The organism is Kribbella sp. VKM Ac-2566 (genome assembly GCF_004366005.1).
GTDB lineage: Bacteria > Actinomycetota > Actinomycetes > Propionibacteriales > Kribbellaceae > Kribbella > Kribbella pratensis.
On the sequence record NZ_SODT01000011.1, the window covers coordinates 573,152 to 589,263 of the forward strand.

Consider the following 16,112-nt stretch of genomic DNA (forward strand, 5'->3'; position numbering starts at 1 on the left):
TGGCGGCCGTCACCCGGCAGCCGTCACCGACGACAAGAGATCAGCAACCAAAAGTCACTGGGAGGTGACCGGAATGAGCGTGAGCTTCCTCGATGTCTTCACCGAGGTCGCAACGTCGCAGGACCTGCCCTGTCGGTCCTACGCGCCAGAACTCTTCTTCGCCGAATCGCCGGCGGATGTCGAGTACGCGAAGTCTCTCTGCACGACCTGCCCGCTGAAGGCCGAGTGCCTGGCCGGAGCGCTCGAGCGTTCCGAGCCGTGGGGAGTGTGGGGTGGCGAGCTGTTCGTCCAAGGTGTGGTGGTTCCGCGCAAGCGGCCCCGTGGGCGTCCCCGCAAGAGTGACACCGTAACCGCCGCCTGAACGACTACAACCCATCCGAATCGAGTCAACGTGACCACTCAGACTTTCACCAGGAGCACCGAAATGCATTTACTTCATGAAGATCTCGCCCGCGCGCACTGTCGTAGCTTGCTGAAGGACGCAGAGCAGAACCGGCGCTTCCGCCTCGCTCACCAGATCGAGAAGGCGCAGAAGCAGGCCGAGCGGGCAGGCCGGCGAGCTGAGAGGGCCAGCGCACGCGCGCGCCTCGCACTCGCCCGCCTCGTCTGATCCACCAGAACCACAGCCTGACCAGCTGAATCACTGAGAGGCGGCACCCAAAGGGGGTGCCGCCTCTCAGCCACGTTCGGAGAGCAGTAACTGCTGCAGGCCGAGCAGGGTGATGCCGCTGACGATCTCGTGCCGGGCGATCATTCCGGGGATGTCAGCGAGCGGGATCCACTCGATCCGGTCCGACTCGTTCAGCTCGGTCGGCGGCCCGGCGTACTGCGCACTCGTCGCTCGGTACACGAAATGCAGCGAGTCCATGATCCCGGCGGCCGGCTCCGAGCGGATGAGCTCGGTGAGCCCGTCCGCCCGCCACCCGGTCTCCTCCTCGAGCTCCCGCGCCGCGGCAACCTCCGGAGTCTCCCCGGCCTCGATGATCCCCATCGGGATCTCCCACGCCCAGGTATCGGTCAGGAACCGGTGCCGCCACATCAGCAGCACGCAGTCGTCCCGGGTGACGACCGCAGCGGCGATGTGCTTCAGGCGCACCGCGTGGTAGTCGAACCGCTCACCGTCAGGCTGCTCGACGTCCAACCGCCGTACGCTCAGCCACGGATTGGACCAGGCCTCTTCCTCACCATGGATCACCCAGCGCATGCTGAGGAGCATAGGCCGGGCACGGGGCCCGGTCGGGGAGGCTCCGACCATGGAGCTCGTCGAGATCGCCGGCCGGCGGATCGCCTACTACCGAGCCGGCTCCGGGGAGCCGCTCGTACTGCTGCACGGCGGCTGGAGCGACGGCCGGGCGTGGCGCCCCCAGCTGACGGGGCTCGCCGACAGCTTCGACCTGATCGCCTGGGATGCACCGGGCTGCGGCGGATCGGAGGACCCCGCGGGCCCGATGACGATGTCCGACTACGCCGATGAGCTGGCCGAGCTCGTCGCAGCCCTGGACATCGGCCCGGCGCATCTGTGCGGTCTGTCCTGGGGCGGCGGCCTAGCCATTGCTGTCTGGCAACGCCACCCGGAGCTGGTGCGGTCACTGGTGCTGGCAGGGGCCTATGCCGGTTGGAAGGGCTCGTTGCCGGCAGCAGAGGTCGAGGCGCGAGTACTGCGGGCGCGCGCGGAGGCCGAACGACCGCCGGGGGACTGGATCGACGGGTACCTGCCGAGCTTCTTCGCCGGTCCGGTGCCGGCCGAGGTGCTGGAGCTGAATCGGACGATGATGGCCGAGAGCCGTCCAGCGGGGATGCTGCCGATGCTGACAGCGTTCGCCGAGGCGGATCTGAGCGCGGTGTTGCCCACGATCGAGGTCCCCACGCTGCTGTTGTGGGGTGAGTGCGACCAGCGTGCGCCGGTCGGAACCGTCGCGCGGACGCTGCACGCGGCCATACCGGGTGCGGAGCTCGTGCTGTTGCCCGGCGTGGGTCACTACAACAACCTCGAGGCACCTGACGCGTTCAACGCCGCCGTACGACGGTTCCTCGGGGACTGAGCAAGTCAGCCCGGTCGGGGTACCGGTGAGGCGGAGGTGCACACTGATGCCCGTGATGAAAGCTACCTGTGCGTTGTGTGGTCAGCAGGCGCCGTCTGAGGACGTGCCGCTGACCTGGATGACCTCGATCGAGGACGGTCGCAAGCTGCTGTACTGCGACCGGTGTGCCCGGGAGAACGTCCGCAGCATCGAGGGAAAGCTCGACTCGGTCTACTGGTGATTCACACGTCGTACCGGTCGGGGACGCGCATCGCGGGTCCGCCGACGTGGAGACCGAGCGGCTCGGCCCGCCCCTTCGGCTCCTCCCAGGCCTCCTGCCGGCCGAGGACGGTCAGGTCGAGGTACCGGTAGCAGTTGTGGAAGTCTTCGATGCCCCGGCCGAAGGTCGAGTAGGTGTGGAACACCTCGTCGCCGACCCGGACGAACGCGCTGATACCCGGCAGCTCCTCGCCGTTCATGTCAGGGGTCCAGGGGCCGTCCGACCACGGCGTCCCCTTCTCGTTCGCCAGCTGCTCCTGGGTGCGGAAATGCAGCAGCACCGGCGCGACCCGGTCGTCGAGCGTGGCATGGAAGTCGTAGTTGAAGTCGCTCCCGTACGACGAGTACCAGGGAAACGTCCACCCCAGCCGCTCCTTGAACGCGGCGATCTTCGGGTACGGCGCCCGCGACACGGCGACCAGTGACGTGTTGCGTACGTACAACTGGCGGAGGTTGCCGATCTCGTCGGCGGCGGACGAGCAACTCGGACAGCCCTCGTCCCAGTCCGGGCCGAACATGAAGTGGTGCATCACCAGCTGGTCCCGTCCGTCGAACAGGTCCAGCAGCCCGACCTCACCGTCCGGGCCTTCGAAGACGTAGGGCTTGTCCATCCGGACCATCGGCAGCCGCCGGCGCTCGGCATTCAGGCGGTCGCGTGCGCGCGTCACCTCCTTCTCCAGCCTCAGCAGCTCCAGACGCGCCGTGAGCCACTCTTCCGGCGACACGACCTCAGGCAGGTTATCCATCGTTGTCATCCCGACCTCCTGGAAGATTCAGTACCCCGCTGTCGATCTCGCAATATGCCGTCCGACGCAGTGAGTGACAACACTTCTGTGAAAGGACCCGGATCATGACCCTCAGCCTCGTGGCGGACCCCGTGTCCACCGGCAAGCGGCAGTGGATCGCGCTCGGCGTGCTGTGCCTCGCGTCCCTGCTCGTGTCCCTGGACCTGTTCGTGATGCTGCTGGCCGTGCCGGCCGTCACCGACGCGCTCGGCGCCACCAGTAGCCAGCAGCTGTGGATCCTGGACGTGTACGGGTTCATGGTGGCCGGCCTGATGATCACGATGGGCAGCCTGGGCGATCGCCTCGGTCGCCGTCGGCTGCTGCTGATCGCCGCTGCCGTGTTCGGGGTCGCCTCGATCGTGGCGGCGTACTCGGTCAACCCCGGCATGCTCATCGGCGCCCGCGCGGTGCTGGGCATCGCCGGAGCAGCGATCGCGCCGTGCACGTTGTCGCTGATTTCCACGCTGTTCCCGGACGAGCGGCAGCGGGCCACCGCGCTCGGCGTCTGGGGCGGCTGCTTCACCGTCGGTGCAATCGTCGGACCGATCGTCGGCGGAGTGCTGCTCAACCACTTCTGGTGGGGCTCCGCCTTCCTGATCGGCGTCCCGGCGATGGTGGTTCTGCTCGCGGTCGGGCCGTTCATCCTCCCGGAGTACCGGAACGAGAAGGCCGGGCGGATCGACGTACCGAGTGTCGTGCTGTCGCTGGCGGCGATCCTGCCGGCGATCCACGGGCTGAAGCACCTCGCCTCGCACGGCGCCGGTGCCCAGTCCATCGGGGCCCTGCTGATCGGTGGCACGTTCGGCTGGATCTTCGTACGGCGTCAGCGGCGGCTGGACGACCCGCTGGTCGACGTGCGGCTGTTCGCGCGGCGGACGTTCAGCGTGACGCTCGGCAGTATGACGGCGTACTCGATGCTGTCCGGCGGCGTGATGGTCTTCGTCGCGCAGTACTTCCAGCTGGTCAAGGGGATGAGCCCGCTCGACGCCGGCCTGGCGCTGGTCCCGGGCATGATCACGTCGACGATCGGCTTCCAGCTCGCGCCGCGGCTGGCGCAGCGGATCCGCCCGGGCATCCTGATCCCGGCCGGTGTCGCGTTCACGGTGGCCGGTATGGCTGTGGTCAGCCTGACCACCTCCACCACGGTGCTGGTCGTCGCCTTCGCGGTGCAGTGCCTCGGGCCGGGCGCGCTGGTCATCCTGGGGACGAACCTGGTCATCGGCTCGGTTCCGCCGGAGAAGGCCGGCTCGGCCGGTGCGCTGACCCAGACCGGCAACGAGTTCGGGTACTCCCTCGGCATCGCCGTCCTCGGCAGCGTGGTCACCGCGGTCTACCGCAGCCGGACGGATGGTCGTAGCGGCAACTCGCTGGGAGAGGCGGTCAGCCAGGGCGCGTCGGCCGACGTACTCGATCAGGCCCGGGACGCCTTCACCTCCGGACTGCACGTGGCTGCCGGGATCACTGCCGTCGCCCTGGCCGGGATGGCGATCCTGCTGGCGGTCACCCTCCGCGCCCTGCCCGCGCTCAGTCGTCGTTGAAGCCGGGCAGGAGCTCCTCCAGGACCGAGCGGAACGGGGCCTCGGCCTCGAGCTGGGACAGGACGGCCATGCCGCCGATCCAGACGCGGTGGATCAGCAGGTACGACGGCGGCATGTTGAGGCGGAGGGCGAGGGACGCGTTGGGGGACCGGAAGTCGCTGGTCCGGTTCGCCTGCGCACGCATCCAGTCCCGGCTGAACTGGAAGCGGTCTTCGCGGGCCGGCTCCGCGAACGGCGCGAGGTAGTCCATCAGCTGATCCGGGTCGATCTCCATCCGCGGCTTGATGAAGCCCTCGGCCTTGAGCCCGTCCCGGACCGCCACGCCGTCGCCCTTCAGCGAGATCCGCAGCAGCCGCCCGATCGCCGGCGGCAGACCGTCCGGGAGCCGCGCGCAGAGGCCGAAGTCGACCACGCCGAGCCGCCCGTCCGGCATCACCCGGAAGTTGCCCGGGTGCGGGTCGGAGTGCAGCAGACCGGCGTACTTCGGCCCGCTGAACATGAACCGGACGTACTTCAGCCCGATCGCGTCCCGCTCCTGTTTGGTGCCGTCGGTGATGTACGACGACAGCGGCCGGCCCTCGATCCACTCGGACACGATCGCCGCGGGGGAGTGCTTGATCACCCGCGGGACCACGAACTCCGGGTGGTCCTTGAACGCGTCGGCGTACTGCTGCTGGGCCTGCGCCTCGCGGTCGTAGTCGAGCTCCTCGCCGATCCGCTCCTGGAGCTCGGCGATGAGCGGCTTCACCTCCAGGCCAGGGACCAACGAGCCGATGGTCCGCGCGACCCGGCCGAGCTGACGCAGGTCCGAGCGGAGCGCTTCGGCGGCGCCCGGGTACTGCAGCTTGACCGCGACCTCACGGCCGTCCTTCAGCCGTCCGCGGTGCACCTGGCCGATCGACGCCGCGGCCGCGGGCACGTCGCCGAACTCCTCGAACCGGTCCCGCCAGCGCTTGCCGAGCTCACGGCTGAGGATCGTGTCCACGGTGGAGGCCGGCATCGGCGGGGCGGAGTCCTGCAGCTTGGTCAGGGTCGCCCGGTACGGCGCCGCGAGCTCCTCAGGCATCGCGGACTCCATCAGGCTGAGCATCTGCCCGAACTTCATCGCGCCGCCCTTGAGCTCACCCAGGACGGCGAACAACTGGTCCGCCGTACGGCGCTGGAACTCGGCGTACACGGCCTCCGCGGGCGCGCCGCCGATGCGCTTGCCCAGGCCGACCGTCGCCCGCCCGGCGGCACCGAGCGGCAGGCTGGCAAGTTTCGCGGTCCGGCTCAGCGCCTTACGAGGAAGGTCCGACACTCCTCCATTCTGTCCGGTCGCCCAAGCCCCGGCTGCGGTGGGGCCCCAAGTGTGTCGCCGTGTGTCGCCGTGTCGCTTGCCCGGGTACGACGAGAGGCGGTGCCCGGCACGCGCAACGTGCCGGACACCGCCTCTACGACTTGGTGCTGGTGCGTCAGGCCTTGCCGAGGATCCGGTTCAGGTTCGTACCGCACTCGGGGCACTTGGCCTTGGCCATGCGCGTGCCCTTGTCGTTGACCTTGACCTCGCCGTCGGCGGTGCGCTTGGCCTTGCACTTGACGCAGTAAAACTCGCCGCTCCAGGTCTCTGCCATGAGGGCCCTCTCCTTGCTCTGAATTCCAGCCCGGGGTCTCGCCCCGGGCAGTCGTTGGATGCTAACGGCAGACCGTCCTGCCGTAGGCCGTTCGGCCCAGTCGGGATTCACCCTACGGCCTCCTGGCGCAGGCTCAAGCGCACCTGCCGGTCCGCGTGCCGCGTGATTCCCCCGAGGAAAGCCCTTACCGAAACTTTCGCCGACGCGGAACAGGCTCCCGGTGATCCGCCTCCGTGACCACTCGGCTTCCCCTCCGAGCGGCCCCGGTAGCGGTCCGGGAGCCTGTTGCCGATGACGCTAGGAGGTACCGGCGGCGGTGGCAAGCCCGGGTTGTCCACCCCTGTGGATAACTCTGTGAGCAACCTGTGGGACGCGCCGCCGGACACTGTGGACGAGCGGGGGAACAGGATGTGAACAACCAGGGTCGGCAGGTTCAAGATCTGGCGTCTGACCTGCGGAAACGTCGATGCACAGGATGTGGACCGAAGAAAGTTGTCGGATTCGGGGGGTACATTTTTGAGCCATGGCCGACTCTCCACTGCGCCCGATCCCGCCTCACGTGGACATCCGTCGCAGCAAGCGCCGTAAGCGCACGGTCAGCGCATACCGGGACGGCGACCGGGTGGTCGTGCTGATGCCCGACCGGCTGTCCGCCGCCGAGGAGGCGCGCTGGGTCGAGACCATGCTGGCGCGACTCGAGAAGCAGCGCAGCCGATCGCGCGTGTCGGACGAAAAATTGTTGGCCAGAGCACACGAACTCGCGTGTCGCCACCTCCCGGAAGTGCCCGAACCTGCGTCGGTGAGGTGGGTTTCGAACCAAAACAGACGGTGGGGATCGTGCACCCCGGCGGACCGATCGATCCGGTTGTCGACCCGTCTGCAGTCGATGCCGGCCTGGGTCGTCGACTACGTCCTGGTCCACGAGCTCGCCCACCTGATCGAGCCGGCCCACAACGCCGCCTTCTGGGCCCTCGTCCACCGCTACCCGAAAGCCGAACGCGCCGAGGGCTACCTCGAGGGCGTCTCCGCGGCCTCGTCGCTCGACCTCGAAGACTTCTGAGGTCCGATCACCCGGGGTGCGTACGGCGTACGGGAAAGGGTGGGGTGGGGTTTGCCTCAGGGTGACCTGGGGGGCTTCCTGCATGGCCGCGACCGGGTCGCGGCAGCCAGGCTTCTTCCCGTAGCCAGCGCCACGCCAAGGAGCGCTGGGTGGGGCGCCGGTGGGTGCGCAGAGGGGCAGGGAACGTATGGCCAGGGGACAGATCACGGTCCGGGCAGCGCGCTGGAGCGCCAGCCATCCGTGGCGGGCGATCGCGATGTGGGTTGTCGTCGTGATCGCCTGTTTCGCGCTCGGGCAGGTGACCGGGACGAAGGAGTCGAAGAACGAGGGTGACATCGGTGAGGTGACCCGGGCGGACAACATCGTCAAGTCCGGCAACTTCGACGACCCGGACGTCGAGAGCGTGCTGATCACGGCGCCGTCCGGACAGCTCGACCACACGGCGGCGAACAAGGCCGCGGCAGTGGTGATCCAGCAGATGCGCGCCCTCGGTGGGGTCGCGGAGGTCGGTCAGCCTATGCCGTCGCCGAAGAACGACGCGGTGATCGTCCGGGTGACGATGAAGGACGTGCCGGAGGGCTCGGACGACGATGCCAGGGTCCAGCCGTTGCTCGACACGACCGCCAAGGTCCAGCAGCAGTACCCGGACCTGCGGATCGAAGAGGTCGGTGGACTGTCGATCGGCAAGGCGCTCAACGAGACGCTGGGCAAGGACTTCAAACGGGCGGAGATGTTCAGCCTGCCGGTGACGCTCGCGATCCTCTTGATCGCCTTCGGTGCGCTGATCGCCGCGTCCGTCCCGCTGGTGCTCGCGCTGTCCGCGGTGGCTGCCGCGATCGGCCTGTCGGCTGCGGCTTCGCAGTTGGTGCCGGCTGTGGACGCGGTCAACAGCGTGATCCTGCTGATCGGTATGGCGGTCGGCGTCGACTACTCGCTCTTCTACCTACGCCGCGAACGTGAGGAGCGCGCCAAGGGCCGCGGTCACGTCGACGCGGTCGAGATCGCCGCGGCGACCTCGGGCCACGCAGTCGTCGTGTCCGGTACGGCGGTCATCATTTCGATGGCGGGACTGTTCCTCGCTCGCGATGCCGTCTTCTCGTCCTTCGCGGTCGGCTCGATCCTCGTGGTCGCGGTGGCTGTCGTCGGTTCGCTCACCGTGCTTCCCGCCGTACTGGCGAAGCTCGGGCGCTGGGTGGACAAGCCGCGGATCCCGCTCGTCTGGCGGCTGACGTCCGGTAACAAGGAGCCGCGGTTCTGGCCGACGGTCCTCAAGCCGGCCCTGAAGCACCCGGTCGCCACTCTGCTCGTCGCCGTCACCGCACTGCTCGCGGTCGCGTCGCCGGCGCTGGGGATGACGCTGAAGTTCCCGGGCACCGAGGATCTGCCGCGTGACACCGCGGTGATGAAGGCGTACGACCGGCTGACCGCGGCCTTCCCGAGTACGGGTACCAGCCACGAGGTCGCCGTACGGGCGCCTGCGAACCAGCAGCCTGCGGTGAAGGCCGCGTTGGCCGAGCTGATGCAGAAGACCAAGGGCGACAACCTCTTCGCGTCGGACGGTCTCGAGGAACCGCGGTTCTCCAAGGACGGCACGGTCGCGACGCTCGAGGTCGCCACGCCGTACGAGGGCGGTAGCGACCAGGCGCGGGACTCGCTGACCAAGCTGCGCAAGGAACTGATGCCGGAGACGGTCGGCAAGGTGCCGGGAGTCGAGTACGCGGTCGGTGGGTTCGTGGCCGCGGACGTGGACTACGCGGCACACACGCGGGACAAACTGCCGCTGGTGATCGGGTTCGTGCTGCTGCTGACGATGATCGTGATGATGGTGACGTTCCGGTCGGTGGTCGTCGCGATCACGGCGATCGGGCTCAACCTGCTGAGCGCGGGCGCGGCGTACGGCGTCGTCACCGCGGTCTTCCAGAACACGTGGGCCGAAGGACTGCTGGACTTCCGGTCGAACGGCGCAGTGGTCAGCTGGCTGCCGTTGTTCCTCTTCGTGGTGCTGTTCGGGCTGTCGATGGACTACCACGTGTTCGTGGTCAGCCGGATCCGCGAGGCAGTACTGCGCGGTGTGCCGACGAAGCAAGCGGTGGCCGACGGCATCACCGGCTCGGCCGGCGTGGTGACCAGCGCGGCGGCCGTGATGATCGGCGTGTTCGCGGTCTTCGCGACCCTGAGCACGCTGGACATGAAGCAGTTGGGCGTCGGCCTCGCGGTCGCAATCCTGATCGACGCAACGATCATCCGCGCCGTCGTCCTCCCCAGCATCATGACCCTCCTCGGCGACGCCAACTGGTGGGCCCCCAGGTGGCTCCGCGGCAACACCGCCAAGCACGCCACCCCAACCCCGGAAGAAGAACGCGAACTGACCCCGGTCGGCTGACGGCCGATCGGACCGCCGCGGCCCACCTGGATTCTGAATCCGGGTGGGCCGCGTCTGTACGTCTAATGTCTCCCCTGAGCACCGAACGCGGCGGTCAACTGCTGGACGTTCTGGGCGACTTGGCTGGAGAACGGAGTTGATCGCGATGGCTGTCAGGATCGAGTTGTGGATCGACGGTCGCGTGGTCGATGGGGCTGAGCAGTGGTGGGACGACATCGAGGCCGCCCTCGCAGCTGACGACAGGGAAGCTGAGTTTCCGATGCTCGGCCGGGTGGACGCCTACGGGGACGTGCTGTTCGAGCGCGAGGAGCTAGGCGCGCTGGCGGCCGACGTCCGGCGGTTCATGTCCCACGCTCCGGAGAGTGTTCGTCCCTTCCTGGAAAGACTCACCGAGCTGTGCGAAACAGGCGACCGCGGCACCGCGGCGGAACTGCGCTTCCTCGGCGACTGACCGTTCCGATGGGAAGACGACGCTGGCTGATGAGTTGGCGGAGGTGCTGCGGGGGCGGAGTGGGCGGGAGGTTGTTCGGGCCGGGCTCGACTACTTCAAGCGGGCGCCTGAGTTGCGGACGGCGTACCCGATTGATTCGGCGGAGAGCTACTACTTCGAGATGTACGACTACGACGCGATCCGCGAGAAGCTGCTGCGGCCGCTGGGGCCAGGTGGGGATCGGCGATACACAGCCGGCCTTCGTGATAGCTCTGCCCGGACTGTGCTCGACTCGCCAGTTCAGACAGCTGCGAAGGACGCGATCCTGGTTGCTGACGGTGCTTTCCTGCAACGATCGGAGCTGGACACGTTCTGGGATCTGCGCATCTACGTCGCCGTCAGCTTCGAGACGGTACTCCGCCGTGGTGCCGCCCGTGATGCGGCCTGGATGGACTCGTTGGCGGCCGCCGAGGAGCGTTACCGCACCAGATACATCCCGGGCGAGCAGCTTTACGTCGACCAGGTCCGCCCGGCCGAACGCGCGCAACTGATCGTGAACAACGAGGACCCGGCCAGCCCGACCGTCACCCGCCGCTGACTCTTCTCGGCGAGTGCTGGAGCTGGAGACGCGCTGACTCGGCTTGGACTCGGGATACCCGCCGGGGACTGGGGACACGCAATGGCCTGTCCCAGGTAGCCATTGCCTATCCCCAGTTCGGTTAGGTGGTGGCCTGGCGGGCTCGGTGGGCGGCGGCTTTGACTCGGCTTTGGCATTGGGGGGAGCAGAAGCGGCGTTGGCCGTTCTTCGATACGTCTACGAAGACGCGGTCGCATTGGGAGGCTGCGCAGACGCCTAGGCGGCCGGCCAGGTCGCTGCCGACGGCCAGGGCGAGGCCTGCGGCGCAGCCGGCTGCCCAGCCGTTGGCCAGTTGCTCGTCGGGGCCGTGGAAGTGGAGGCTCCAGGGGCGGTCGCGGCCGCGGTCGAGCTGGGGGCGCGCGTTGGTGTCGAGGAGGAGTTGGTTGATCTCCGCCGCGGCGGCGTCGAGGTCGTCGGCGGCTGCGGACTCGAACACGATGCGCATGCGTCGAGCCAAGGCCACGAGGCGCCGTGCGTCGTCCACCGGAACCGACTTCGGCGGATGGCCGATCGCGGTCAGCGCGTCGGCGACCGCCGAGGTGACGGACTCGGGGTCGTCGGCGGGCGCGGCGTACGCGACGCCGCCGGCGTACCCGGGGGTCAGCCGGTTCACGTACTCGACCGATGCTGCCAGCACACTCCGCGCGTGACTATCAAAAGACACTTGACCGGTCATGGTCCCTCTCCGTAGGCTCTCGCGTGACCGATCATATCCGTTTAGACAGTCATGGAGTTGTGATGAGTGCTGTTTCCACCACGACGGCGCGCGGGCTCTCCAGGGCGGTGTGGATTCTGGTCATCGCCCGCGCCGTGAATCGGATCGGCGCGTTCACGCTTCCGTTCCTCGGCGTGGTGCTCGCGGTCGAGTTCAAGGCTTCGCTCGGACAGGTCGGCCTGATCCTCGCGGTCTTCGGTGCCGCGACGATCCCGTCCCGGCTGCTCGGCGGTCAGTTGGCCGATCGCCTCGGTCGCCGCCGTACGATCGTGCTCGGTCTGGCAGGTTGTGCGATCGCCCAGTTGTGGATCGCGCTCAGCCACTCGTTGTGGTCCGCCGTACTCGCGACGATCCTGCTCGGCCTCGTGTTCGAGATCTACGAGCCGCCCAGCCAAGCGATGATCGCCGACGTCACCGAGCCGGACGATCGCCCGGCGGCGTACGGTCTTTACAGCGCCGCACTTGCCGCGGCGGGTGTCCTGGCCGGCCTGCTCGCGGCTGCGATCAGCAATGTCGATCTCCGCTGGCTCTTCGTCGCCGACGCGATCACGTGTCTGTCCTGCGCCGCACTGGTCGCGCTTGCGCTTCCGGCCGACGTACGCCGGGAACGCCCGACGGATCGCCCCGCGGCAGTCTGGCGAGACCGGCGACTGCTACTGCTCCTCGCGGGCGGCACGGTGTTCGCGACGATCTACATGCAGCTCGTCATCGGCGTACCGCTGACGCTGCTCGAGCAAGGACTCCCGAAGTCGGGCACCGGCATCATCCTCGCCGTGTCCGCGATCACCCTGATCGTCGCCCAACGTGTGCTCCGCGTGCAGCACCTTGACGACTTCCAGGCCATCGCGATCGGCTACCTACTCGTCGCTGCCGGTCTGGTGGTCAGCGCGGTCGCTCACAACCTCAGCGTGTTCCTGCTCGCGTCGGTCCTGTGGAGCCTCGGCGAACTGTTCCTGCTGACCCGCTACCTCACTCAGGCGTCCGGCCTCGCGCCCGACGAGGCGCGAGGCCGCTACCTCGCGGTCTTCGGCCTGAGCTGGGGCATCGCCACCACGATCGCGCCAATCACCGTCACCCAACTCCTCAAGGCCGCAGGCCCAGCAGGTCTCTGGCTCACGACCGCCGGCGTCGCCGTCGTGCTCGCAGCTCTTCAACCGTGGGTCAGGCGGAGGTTGCGCTCCGTTGCCGATTGACGGATGCTTGGCAGCTCGATCCGGATCGGAGGAATGGTGACCGAGGCATCGCAACCGACGGGTGACCTGGACGTGGAGGCCGTCATTCAGGAACTGACGGAGATCGGCAAGGCCGGGAAGTACCTCGACGGTGGCCCCGGTGAGGCCCGTGCCCGCGAGCTCGGCGGTCAGCTGGACACCCACGGCGGGGTCCAGGGGATGCGTGCAGCGCTCGCCCAGGTCGCATCCCGGCTGCCGGATCCTGGCGCCGCCCGTGAACTCGAGTACGCATGGGACGGTATCGGCTCCTGGTTGGGCTGACGCCCTCAGCTACGCGGCTCGAGCCTGACTGTGAGGCCCTTGGCGACTGGGGTGTTGCTGCCCTTTGCGAGGTCGTCGGCCGACATCAGGACGTTGGTCTCGGGGTAGTACGCCGCCACACAGCCACGGGCCGTCGGGTACGAGACCAGCCGGAAGTGCAGGGCCCGTCTTTCGACGCCCTGGAACTCGCTCACAATGTCGACGTACCCGCCGTCCTGCAGGCCGAGCTCGGCCAGGTCGTCCGGATGCACGAAGACGACCTCGCGCGTTCCGTTGACGCCGCGGTACCGGTCCTCGAGGCCGTAGATCGTGGTGTTGAACTGGTCGTGGCTGCGCAACGTCTGCAGCAGCAGCCGGCCAGGCTCCGTCGGCAACCAGGTCAGCTCGTTCGCGGTGAACTGCGCTCGCGCGTCGGACGTCTTGAACACGCGCTTGTCCCGCGCCGCGTGCGCCAGCAGGAATCTGCCGTCACCGTCCCGCAGCCGCTGCTCATAGTTCTCGTATCCGTCCGCGACCCGCGCGATCCGCTGCCGGATCAGGCTGTAGTCATCGGCGAAGTCGGCCCACGGAATCTGCCCGACATCCGGTACGACGGCCTGCGCCAGCCCGCACACGATCCCGATCTCGGACTTCAGCTCCGGTGCAGGCGGGACGAGGTTGCCCTTCGACAGGTGTACGGCGCCTTGCGAGTCCTCGACGGACACCGATTGCGGACCCGCCGCGGTGTGGTCGTGGTCGGTCCGGCCGAGTGTCGGCAGGATCAGCGCCTCGCGGCCGGTGACGGTGTGCGACCGGTTCAGCTTGGTGGAGACGTGCACGGTCAGGTCGCACTGCCGGAGCCCGCGATGCACGACCTCGGTGTCCGGAGTAGCGGACGCGAAGTTGCCACCCATCGCGAAGAACACCCGTACGTCGCCGTCGCGCAGCCGCTTCACGGTCGCGGCGGCGTCGATGCCGTGCTCACGCGGGGAGGTGAACGAGAACTCGTGATCGAGCCGGTCCAGGAAGGCGTCCGGCATCTTCTCCCAGATCCCCATACTGCGGTCGCCCTGGACGTTCGAGTGGCCGCGCACCGGGCACGGGCCCGCGCCCGGCTTGCCGATGTTGCCCTGCAGGAGCAGCACGTTGACGATCTCGGTGATCGTCGCGACCGCCTCGCGGTGCTGTGTCAGCCCCATCGCCCAGCACACCACGGTCGCCTTGGACCGGATGAAGCGCTGCGCCAGCTCCTCGATCTCGGCCCGCCGCAGCCCGGTGGCCTGCTCGACCGCGGGCCAGTCGAGCTCGGCGTTGTGCTTGGCGTACAGCTCGAAGCCACTGGTGTGCGACTCGATGAACGACTTGTCCAGCACGGTGCCCGGCTTCGCCGCCTCGGCCTCGAGCAGAAGGTGGCCGAGGGCAAGGAACAGGCCCTGGTCGCCGCCGATCCGGATCCGTAGGTGCTGGTCGGCGAGCTGCGTGCCCTTGCCGACCAGACCGCGCGGCTTCTGCGGGTTCATGAAGGTCATCAGGCCGGGCTCGGGCAGCGGGTTCACCGCGACGATCGAGGCGCCGTTGCGCTTGGCGGTCTCGAGGTGGGTGAGCATCCGCGGCGCGTTGGTGCCCGGGTTCTGCCCGACGACGACGATCAGCTCGGACTCTTCGAGCATCTCCAGCGTGACCGCGCCCTTGCCGCTGCCGATCACCCGCAACAGCGCCGTACCGGACGACTCGTGGCACATGTTCGAGCAGTCGGGGAGGTTGTTGGTGCCGTAGGCGCGGACGAACAGCTGGTACAGGAATGCGGCCTCGTTGCTGGTCCGGCCGGAGGTGTAGAAGACGGCGTCGTTGGGGTCGGCGAGGGCCTTCAGGTGCCGGGCGACGACCTGGAACGCCTCGTCCCAGCCGACCGGCTCGTAGTGGGTGGCGCCGGCCCGCAGCAGCATCGGTTCGGTGATCCGGCCGAGCTTGCCGAGGTCGAACTCCGAGATCCGGTCCATCTCCGCGACCGAATGCGAGGCGAAGAACTCCCGCGGCACCCGTTTGCGGGTCGCCTCCCAGGCCACCGCCTTGGCGCCGTTCTCACAGAATTCGGCGGTGTGCTTGTGCTCCGGGTCCGGCCAGGCGCAGGAGGGGCAGTCGAACCCGCGGTCCTGGTTCATCTTCAGGAAGGCGCGGCCGGTGCGCACCGGCCCCATCTCGCGGAGACCGAACTTGAACGACGACAGCACGGCGGGCACGCCGGCGGCCTTCTGCTTCGGCTGTTCGATATCGACCATGTTTCAACAATAGGTCCAGCTATCGTGCCGCGCTGCCCTGATAGTCAAGGTTGTGGATGAGTGGCTCGCCGGGCTATGCGGCTGCGCCGGGTTGTGTGGCCGCATCCCATAGTGCGCCGGGGTCCGGATTTCTACAGTCATCGGCCATGGAGACCCGTCGAGCCCTCGTCACCGGCGCCGCATCCGGTATCGGCGCCGCGTGCGCCCAGCGCCTCGCCGCGGACGGCGTCCACGTGGTGGCCGTCGACTTCGACGAGGCCGGTCTGGAGACGCTCGGCGCGCTGGACTGCGTTGAGACAGTCGTGGCCGACCTGTCCGACCTGGAGCGGCTGGCCGACCTCCCGACGGACGTGGACATCCTGGTGAACAATGCCGGCGTACAGCAGGTCGCACCGGTCGAGCAGTTCCCGCCGGAGCGGTTCAGCTACATCCTGCGGCTGATGCTGGAGGCGCCGTTCCGGCTGATCCGGCAGACGCTCCCACACATGTACGGCGCCGGCTGGGGGCGGGTGGTGAACATCAGCTCGGTCCACGGGCTGCGTGCCAGTCCGTTCAAGGCGGCGTACGTCGCTGCGAAGCACGGACTGGAGGGACTCAGCAAGGTCGTCGCTCTGGAAGGTGCTGCGCACGGTGTGACCAGCAACTGTGTGAACCCGGCGTACGTCCGGACGCCGCTGGTCACCGCGCAACTGGCGGACCAGGCCGCGACACACGGCCTGTCCGAGTCAGAGGTGCTGGACAAGGTCCTGCTCGAGCCGGTCGCTGTGAAGCGGCTGATCGAGCCGGACGAAGTGGCAGAGCTGGTAGCCATGCTGTGCGGCCCGGCGTCCGCCTCCATCACGGGGAGCTCGTTCGTACTCGACGGCGGCTGGACCGCCCATTAACTCAGGAGCCCGCCCA

General features: G+C 68.2%; 18 protein-coding genes. 12 read left to right on the forward strand and 6 right to left on the reverse strand.

The genetic code is table 11. From position 1 onward, the window contains the following. Positions 1-73 precede the first annotated feature (73 nt). A complete protein-coding gene (locus tag EV647_RS25545; RefSeq protein WP_131285495.1) occupies positions 74-361 on the forward strand; it encodes a WhiB family transcriptional regulator in 288 nt (95 codons plus the stop codon). A 108-nt stretch (positions 362-469) separates the two neighbouring features. Then, positions 470-610: a hypothetical protein gene (locus EV647_RS25550; RefSeq protein ID WP_238150791.1), complete on the forward strand. Its 141-nt coding sequence runs from the start codon at positions 470-472 to the stop codon at positions 608-610. Positions 611-676: 66 nt separating this feature from the next. Here EV647_RS25550 and EV647_RS25555 read toward each other — a convergent pair whose 3' ends face one another. Then, a complete protein-coding gene (locus tag EV647_RS25555; protein WP_134007032.1) occupies positions 677-1,204 on the reverse strand; it encodes an NUDIX hydrolase in 528 nt (175 codons plus the stop codon). Positions 1,205-1,253: 49 nt separating this feature from the next. On the opposite strand from EV647_RS25555, the gene EV647_RS25560 reads away from it, so the two are divergent. Then, on the forward strand, positions 1,254-2,042 hold the full coding sequence (locus EV647_RS25560) for an alpha/beta fold hydrolase (protein WP_134007034.1): 789 nt from the start codon (positions 1,254-1,256) through the stop codon (positions 2,040-2,042). A 46-nt stretch (positions 2,043-2,088) separates the two neighbouring features. Continuing rightward, entirely contained in the window at positions 2,089-2,262 is a 174-nt protein-coding gene (locus tag EV647_RS42170; protein ID WP_166680432.1) for a hypothetical protein, read from the forward strand. Position 2,263: 1 nt separating this feature from the next. Here the strand turns inward: EV647_RS42170 and EV647_RS25565 are convergent, their stop codons facing one another. Then, positions 2,264-3,055: a DUF899 domain-containing protein gene (locus EV647_RS25565; protein WP_134007036.1), complete on the reverse strand. Its 792-nt coding sequence runs from the start codon at positions 3,053-3,055 to the stop codon at positions 2,264-2,266. Between the two features lie 95 nt (positions 3,056-3,150). Between EV647_RS25565 and EV647_RS25570 the strand changes: the two genes are divergently transcribed. Beyond that, entirely contained in the window at positions 3,151-4,623 is a 1,473-nt protein-coding gene (locus EV647_RS25570) for an MFS transporter (protein WP_134007038.1), read from the forward strand. On the opposite strand, the gene EV647_RS25575 is transcribed toward EV647_RS25570, so the two are convergent. Both EV647_RS25575 and EV647_RS42175 read right to left on the reverse strand, forming a co-directional pair. Then, positions 4,610-5,923, reverse strand: coding sequence for an AarF/ABC1/UbiB kinase family protein (locus EV647_RS25575; RefSeq protein WP_134007039.1), 1,314 nt, complete (start codon positions 5,921-5,923; stop codon positions 4,610-4,612). The two genes, EV647_RS25570 and EV647_RS25575, sit on opposite strands and share 14 nt — an antisense overlap. A 154-nt stretch (positions 5,924-6,077) precedes the next feature. Beyond that, the gene (locus EV647_RS42175) at positions 6,078-6,236 is read right to left on the reverse strand and encodes a DUF5679 domain-containing protein (RefSeq protein WP_012922897.1); all 159 of its coding nucleotides are present in this window, start codon (positions 6,234-6,236) and stop codon (positions 6,078-6,080) included. A 523-nt stretch (positions 6,237-6,759) separates the two neighbouring features. On the opposite strand from EV647_RS42175, the gene EV647_RS25580 reads away from it, so the two are divergent. From EV647_RS25580 to EV647_RS25595, 4 genes are all read left to right on the forward strand, one after another. Beyond that, a complete protein-coding gene (locus tag EV647_RS25580; RefSeq protein WP_134007041.1) occupies positions 6,760-7,296 on the forward strand; it encodes a M48 family metallopeptidase in 537 nt (178 codons plus the stop codon). Positions 7,297-7,483: 187 nt separating this feature from the next. Then, complete coding sequence (locus EV647_RS25585) at positions 7,484-9,679, forward strand: MMPL family transporter (RefSeq protein ID WP_134007043.1); 2,196 nt, start codon at positions 7,484-7,486, stop codon at positions 9,677-9,679. Between the two features lie 145 nt (positions 9,680-9,824). Next, positions 9,825-10,130, forward strand: a complete 306-nt coding sequence (locus tag EV647_RS25590) for a hypothetical protein (RefSeq protein ID WP_134007045.1) — start codon at positions 9,825-9,827, stop codon at positions 10,128-10,130. Between the two features lie 34 nt (positions 10,131-10,164). Next, on the forward strand, positions 10,165-10,707 hold the full coding sequence (locus EV647_RS25595; protein ID WP_134007047.1) for a uridine kinase: 543 nt from the start codon (positions 10,165-10,167) through the stop codon (positions 10,705-10,707). Positions 10,708-10,828: 121 nt separating this feature from the next. On the opposite strand, the gene EV647_RS25600 is transcribed toward EV647_RS25595, so the two are convergent. Beyond that, positions 10,829-11,422 (reverse strand): CGNR zinc finger domain-containing protein, encoded by a 594-nt coding sequence (locus EV647_RS25600; protein WP_134007049.1) that lies wholly within the window; start codon positions 11,420-11,422, stop codon positions 10,829-10,831. Between the two features lie 62 nt (positions 11,423-11,484). Between EV647_RS25600 and EV647_RS25605 the strand changes: the two genes are divergently transcribed. Together EV647_RS25605 and EV647_RS25610 are read left to right on the forward strand one after the other, a co-directional pair. Next, complete coding sequence (locus tag EV647_RS25605) at positions 11,485-12,654, forward strand: MFS transporter (RefSeq protein WP_134007051.1); 1,170 nt, start codon at positions 11,485-11,487, stop codon at positions 12,652-12,654. 36 nt (positions 12,655-12,690) lie between these two features. Next, positions 12,691-12,954 carry a hypothetical protein gene (locus EV647_RS25610; protein WP_134007053.1) on the forward strand — a complete coding sequence of 88 codons (264 nt, stop codon included), beginning with the start codon at positions 12,691-12,693 and terminating at the stop codon, positions 12,952-12,954. A 5-nt stretch (positions 12,955-12,959) separates the two neighbouring features. Here EV647_RS25610 and EV647_RS25615 read toward each other — a convergent pair whose 3' ends face one another. Then, a complete protein-coding gene (locus EV647_RS25615) occupies positions 12,960-15,212 on the reverse strand; it encodes an FdhF/YdeP family oxidoreductase (protein ID WP_134007055.1) in 2,253 nt (750 codons plus the stop codon). Between the two features lie 146 nt (positions 15,213-15,358). Here EV647_RS25615 and EV647_RS25620 point away from each other — a divergent pair, with 146 nt between their 5' ends. Continuing rightward, the gene (locus tag EV647_RS25620; RefSeq protein WP_134007057.1) at positions 15,359-16,096 is read left to right on the forward strand and encodes a 3-hydroxybutyrate dehydrogenase; all 738 of its coding nucleotides are present in this window, start codon (positions 15,359-15,361) and stop codon (positions 16,094-16,096) included. The last annotated feature ends 16 nt before the right edge of the window (positions 16,097-16,112 follow it).

Excerpts from the sequence above, each read along its gene's own strand:
- EV647_RS25545 (WP_131285495.1), top strand. The coding sequence starts at position 74 with ATGAGCGTGAGCTTCCTCGATGTCTTCACCGAGGTCGCAACGTCGCAG.
- EV647_RS25555 (WP_134007032.1), bottom strand. The coding sequence starts at position 1,204 with ATGCGCTGGGTGATCCATGGTGAGGAAGAGGCCTGGTCCAATCCGTGG.
- EV647_RS25560 (WP_134007034.1), top strand. The coding sequence starts at position 1,254 with ATGGAGCTCGTCGAGATCGCCGGCCGGCGGATCGCCTACTACCGAGCC.
- EV647_RS42170 (WP_166680432.1), top strand. The coding sequence starts at position 2,089 with ATGCCCGTGATGAAAGCTACCTGTGCGTTGTGTGGTCAGCAGGCGCCG.
- EV647_RS25565 (WP_134007036.1), bottom strand. The coding sequence starts at position 3,055 with ATGACAACGATGGATAACCTGCCTGAGGTCGTGTCGCCGGAAGAGTGG.
- EV647_RS25570 (WP_134007038.1), top strand. The coding sequence starts at position 3,151 with ATGACCCTCAGCCTCGTGGCGGACCCCGTGTCCACCGGCAAGCGGCAG.
- EV647_RS42175 (WP_012922897.1), bottom strand. The coding sequence starts at position 6,236 with ATGGCAGAGACCTGGAGCGGCGAGTTTTACTGCGTCAAGTGCAAGGCC.
- EV647_RS25580 (WP_134007041.1), top strand. The coding sequence starts at position 6,760 with ATGGCCGACTCTCCACTGCGCCCGATCCCGCCTCACGTGGACATCCGT.
- EV647_RS25585 (WP_134007043.1), top strand. The coding sequence starts at position 7,484 with ATGGCCAGGGGACAGATCACGGTCCGGGCAGCGCGCTGGAGCGCCAGC.
- EV647_RS25590 (WP_134007045.1), top strand. The coding sequence starts at position 9,825 with ATGGCTGTCAGGATCGAGTTGTGGATCGACGGTCGCGTGGTCGATGGG.
- EV647_RS25600 (WP_134007049.1), bottom strand. The coding sequence starts at position 11,422 with ATGACCGGTCAAGTGTCTTTTGATAGTCACGCGCGGAGTGTGCTGGCA.
- EV647_RS25605 (WP_134007051.1), top strand. The coding sequence starts at position 11,485 with ATGAGTGCTGTTTCCACCACGACGGCGCGCGGGCTCTCCAGGGCGGTG.
- EV647_RS25615 (WP_134007055.1), bottom strand. The coding sequence starts at position 15,212 with ATGGTCGATATCGAACAGCCGAAGCAGAAGGCCGCCGGCGTGCCCGCC.
- EV647_RS25620 (WP_134007057.1), top strand. The coding sequence starts at position 15,359 with ATGGAGACCCGTCGAGCCCTCGTCACCGGCGCCGCATCCGGTATCGGC.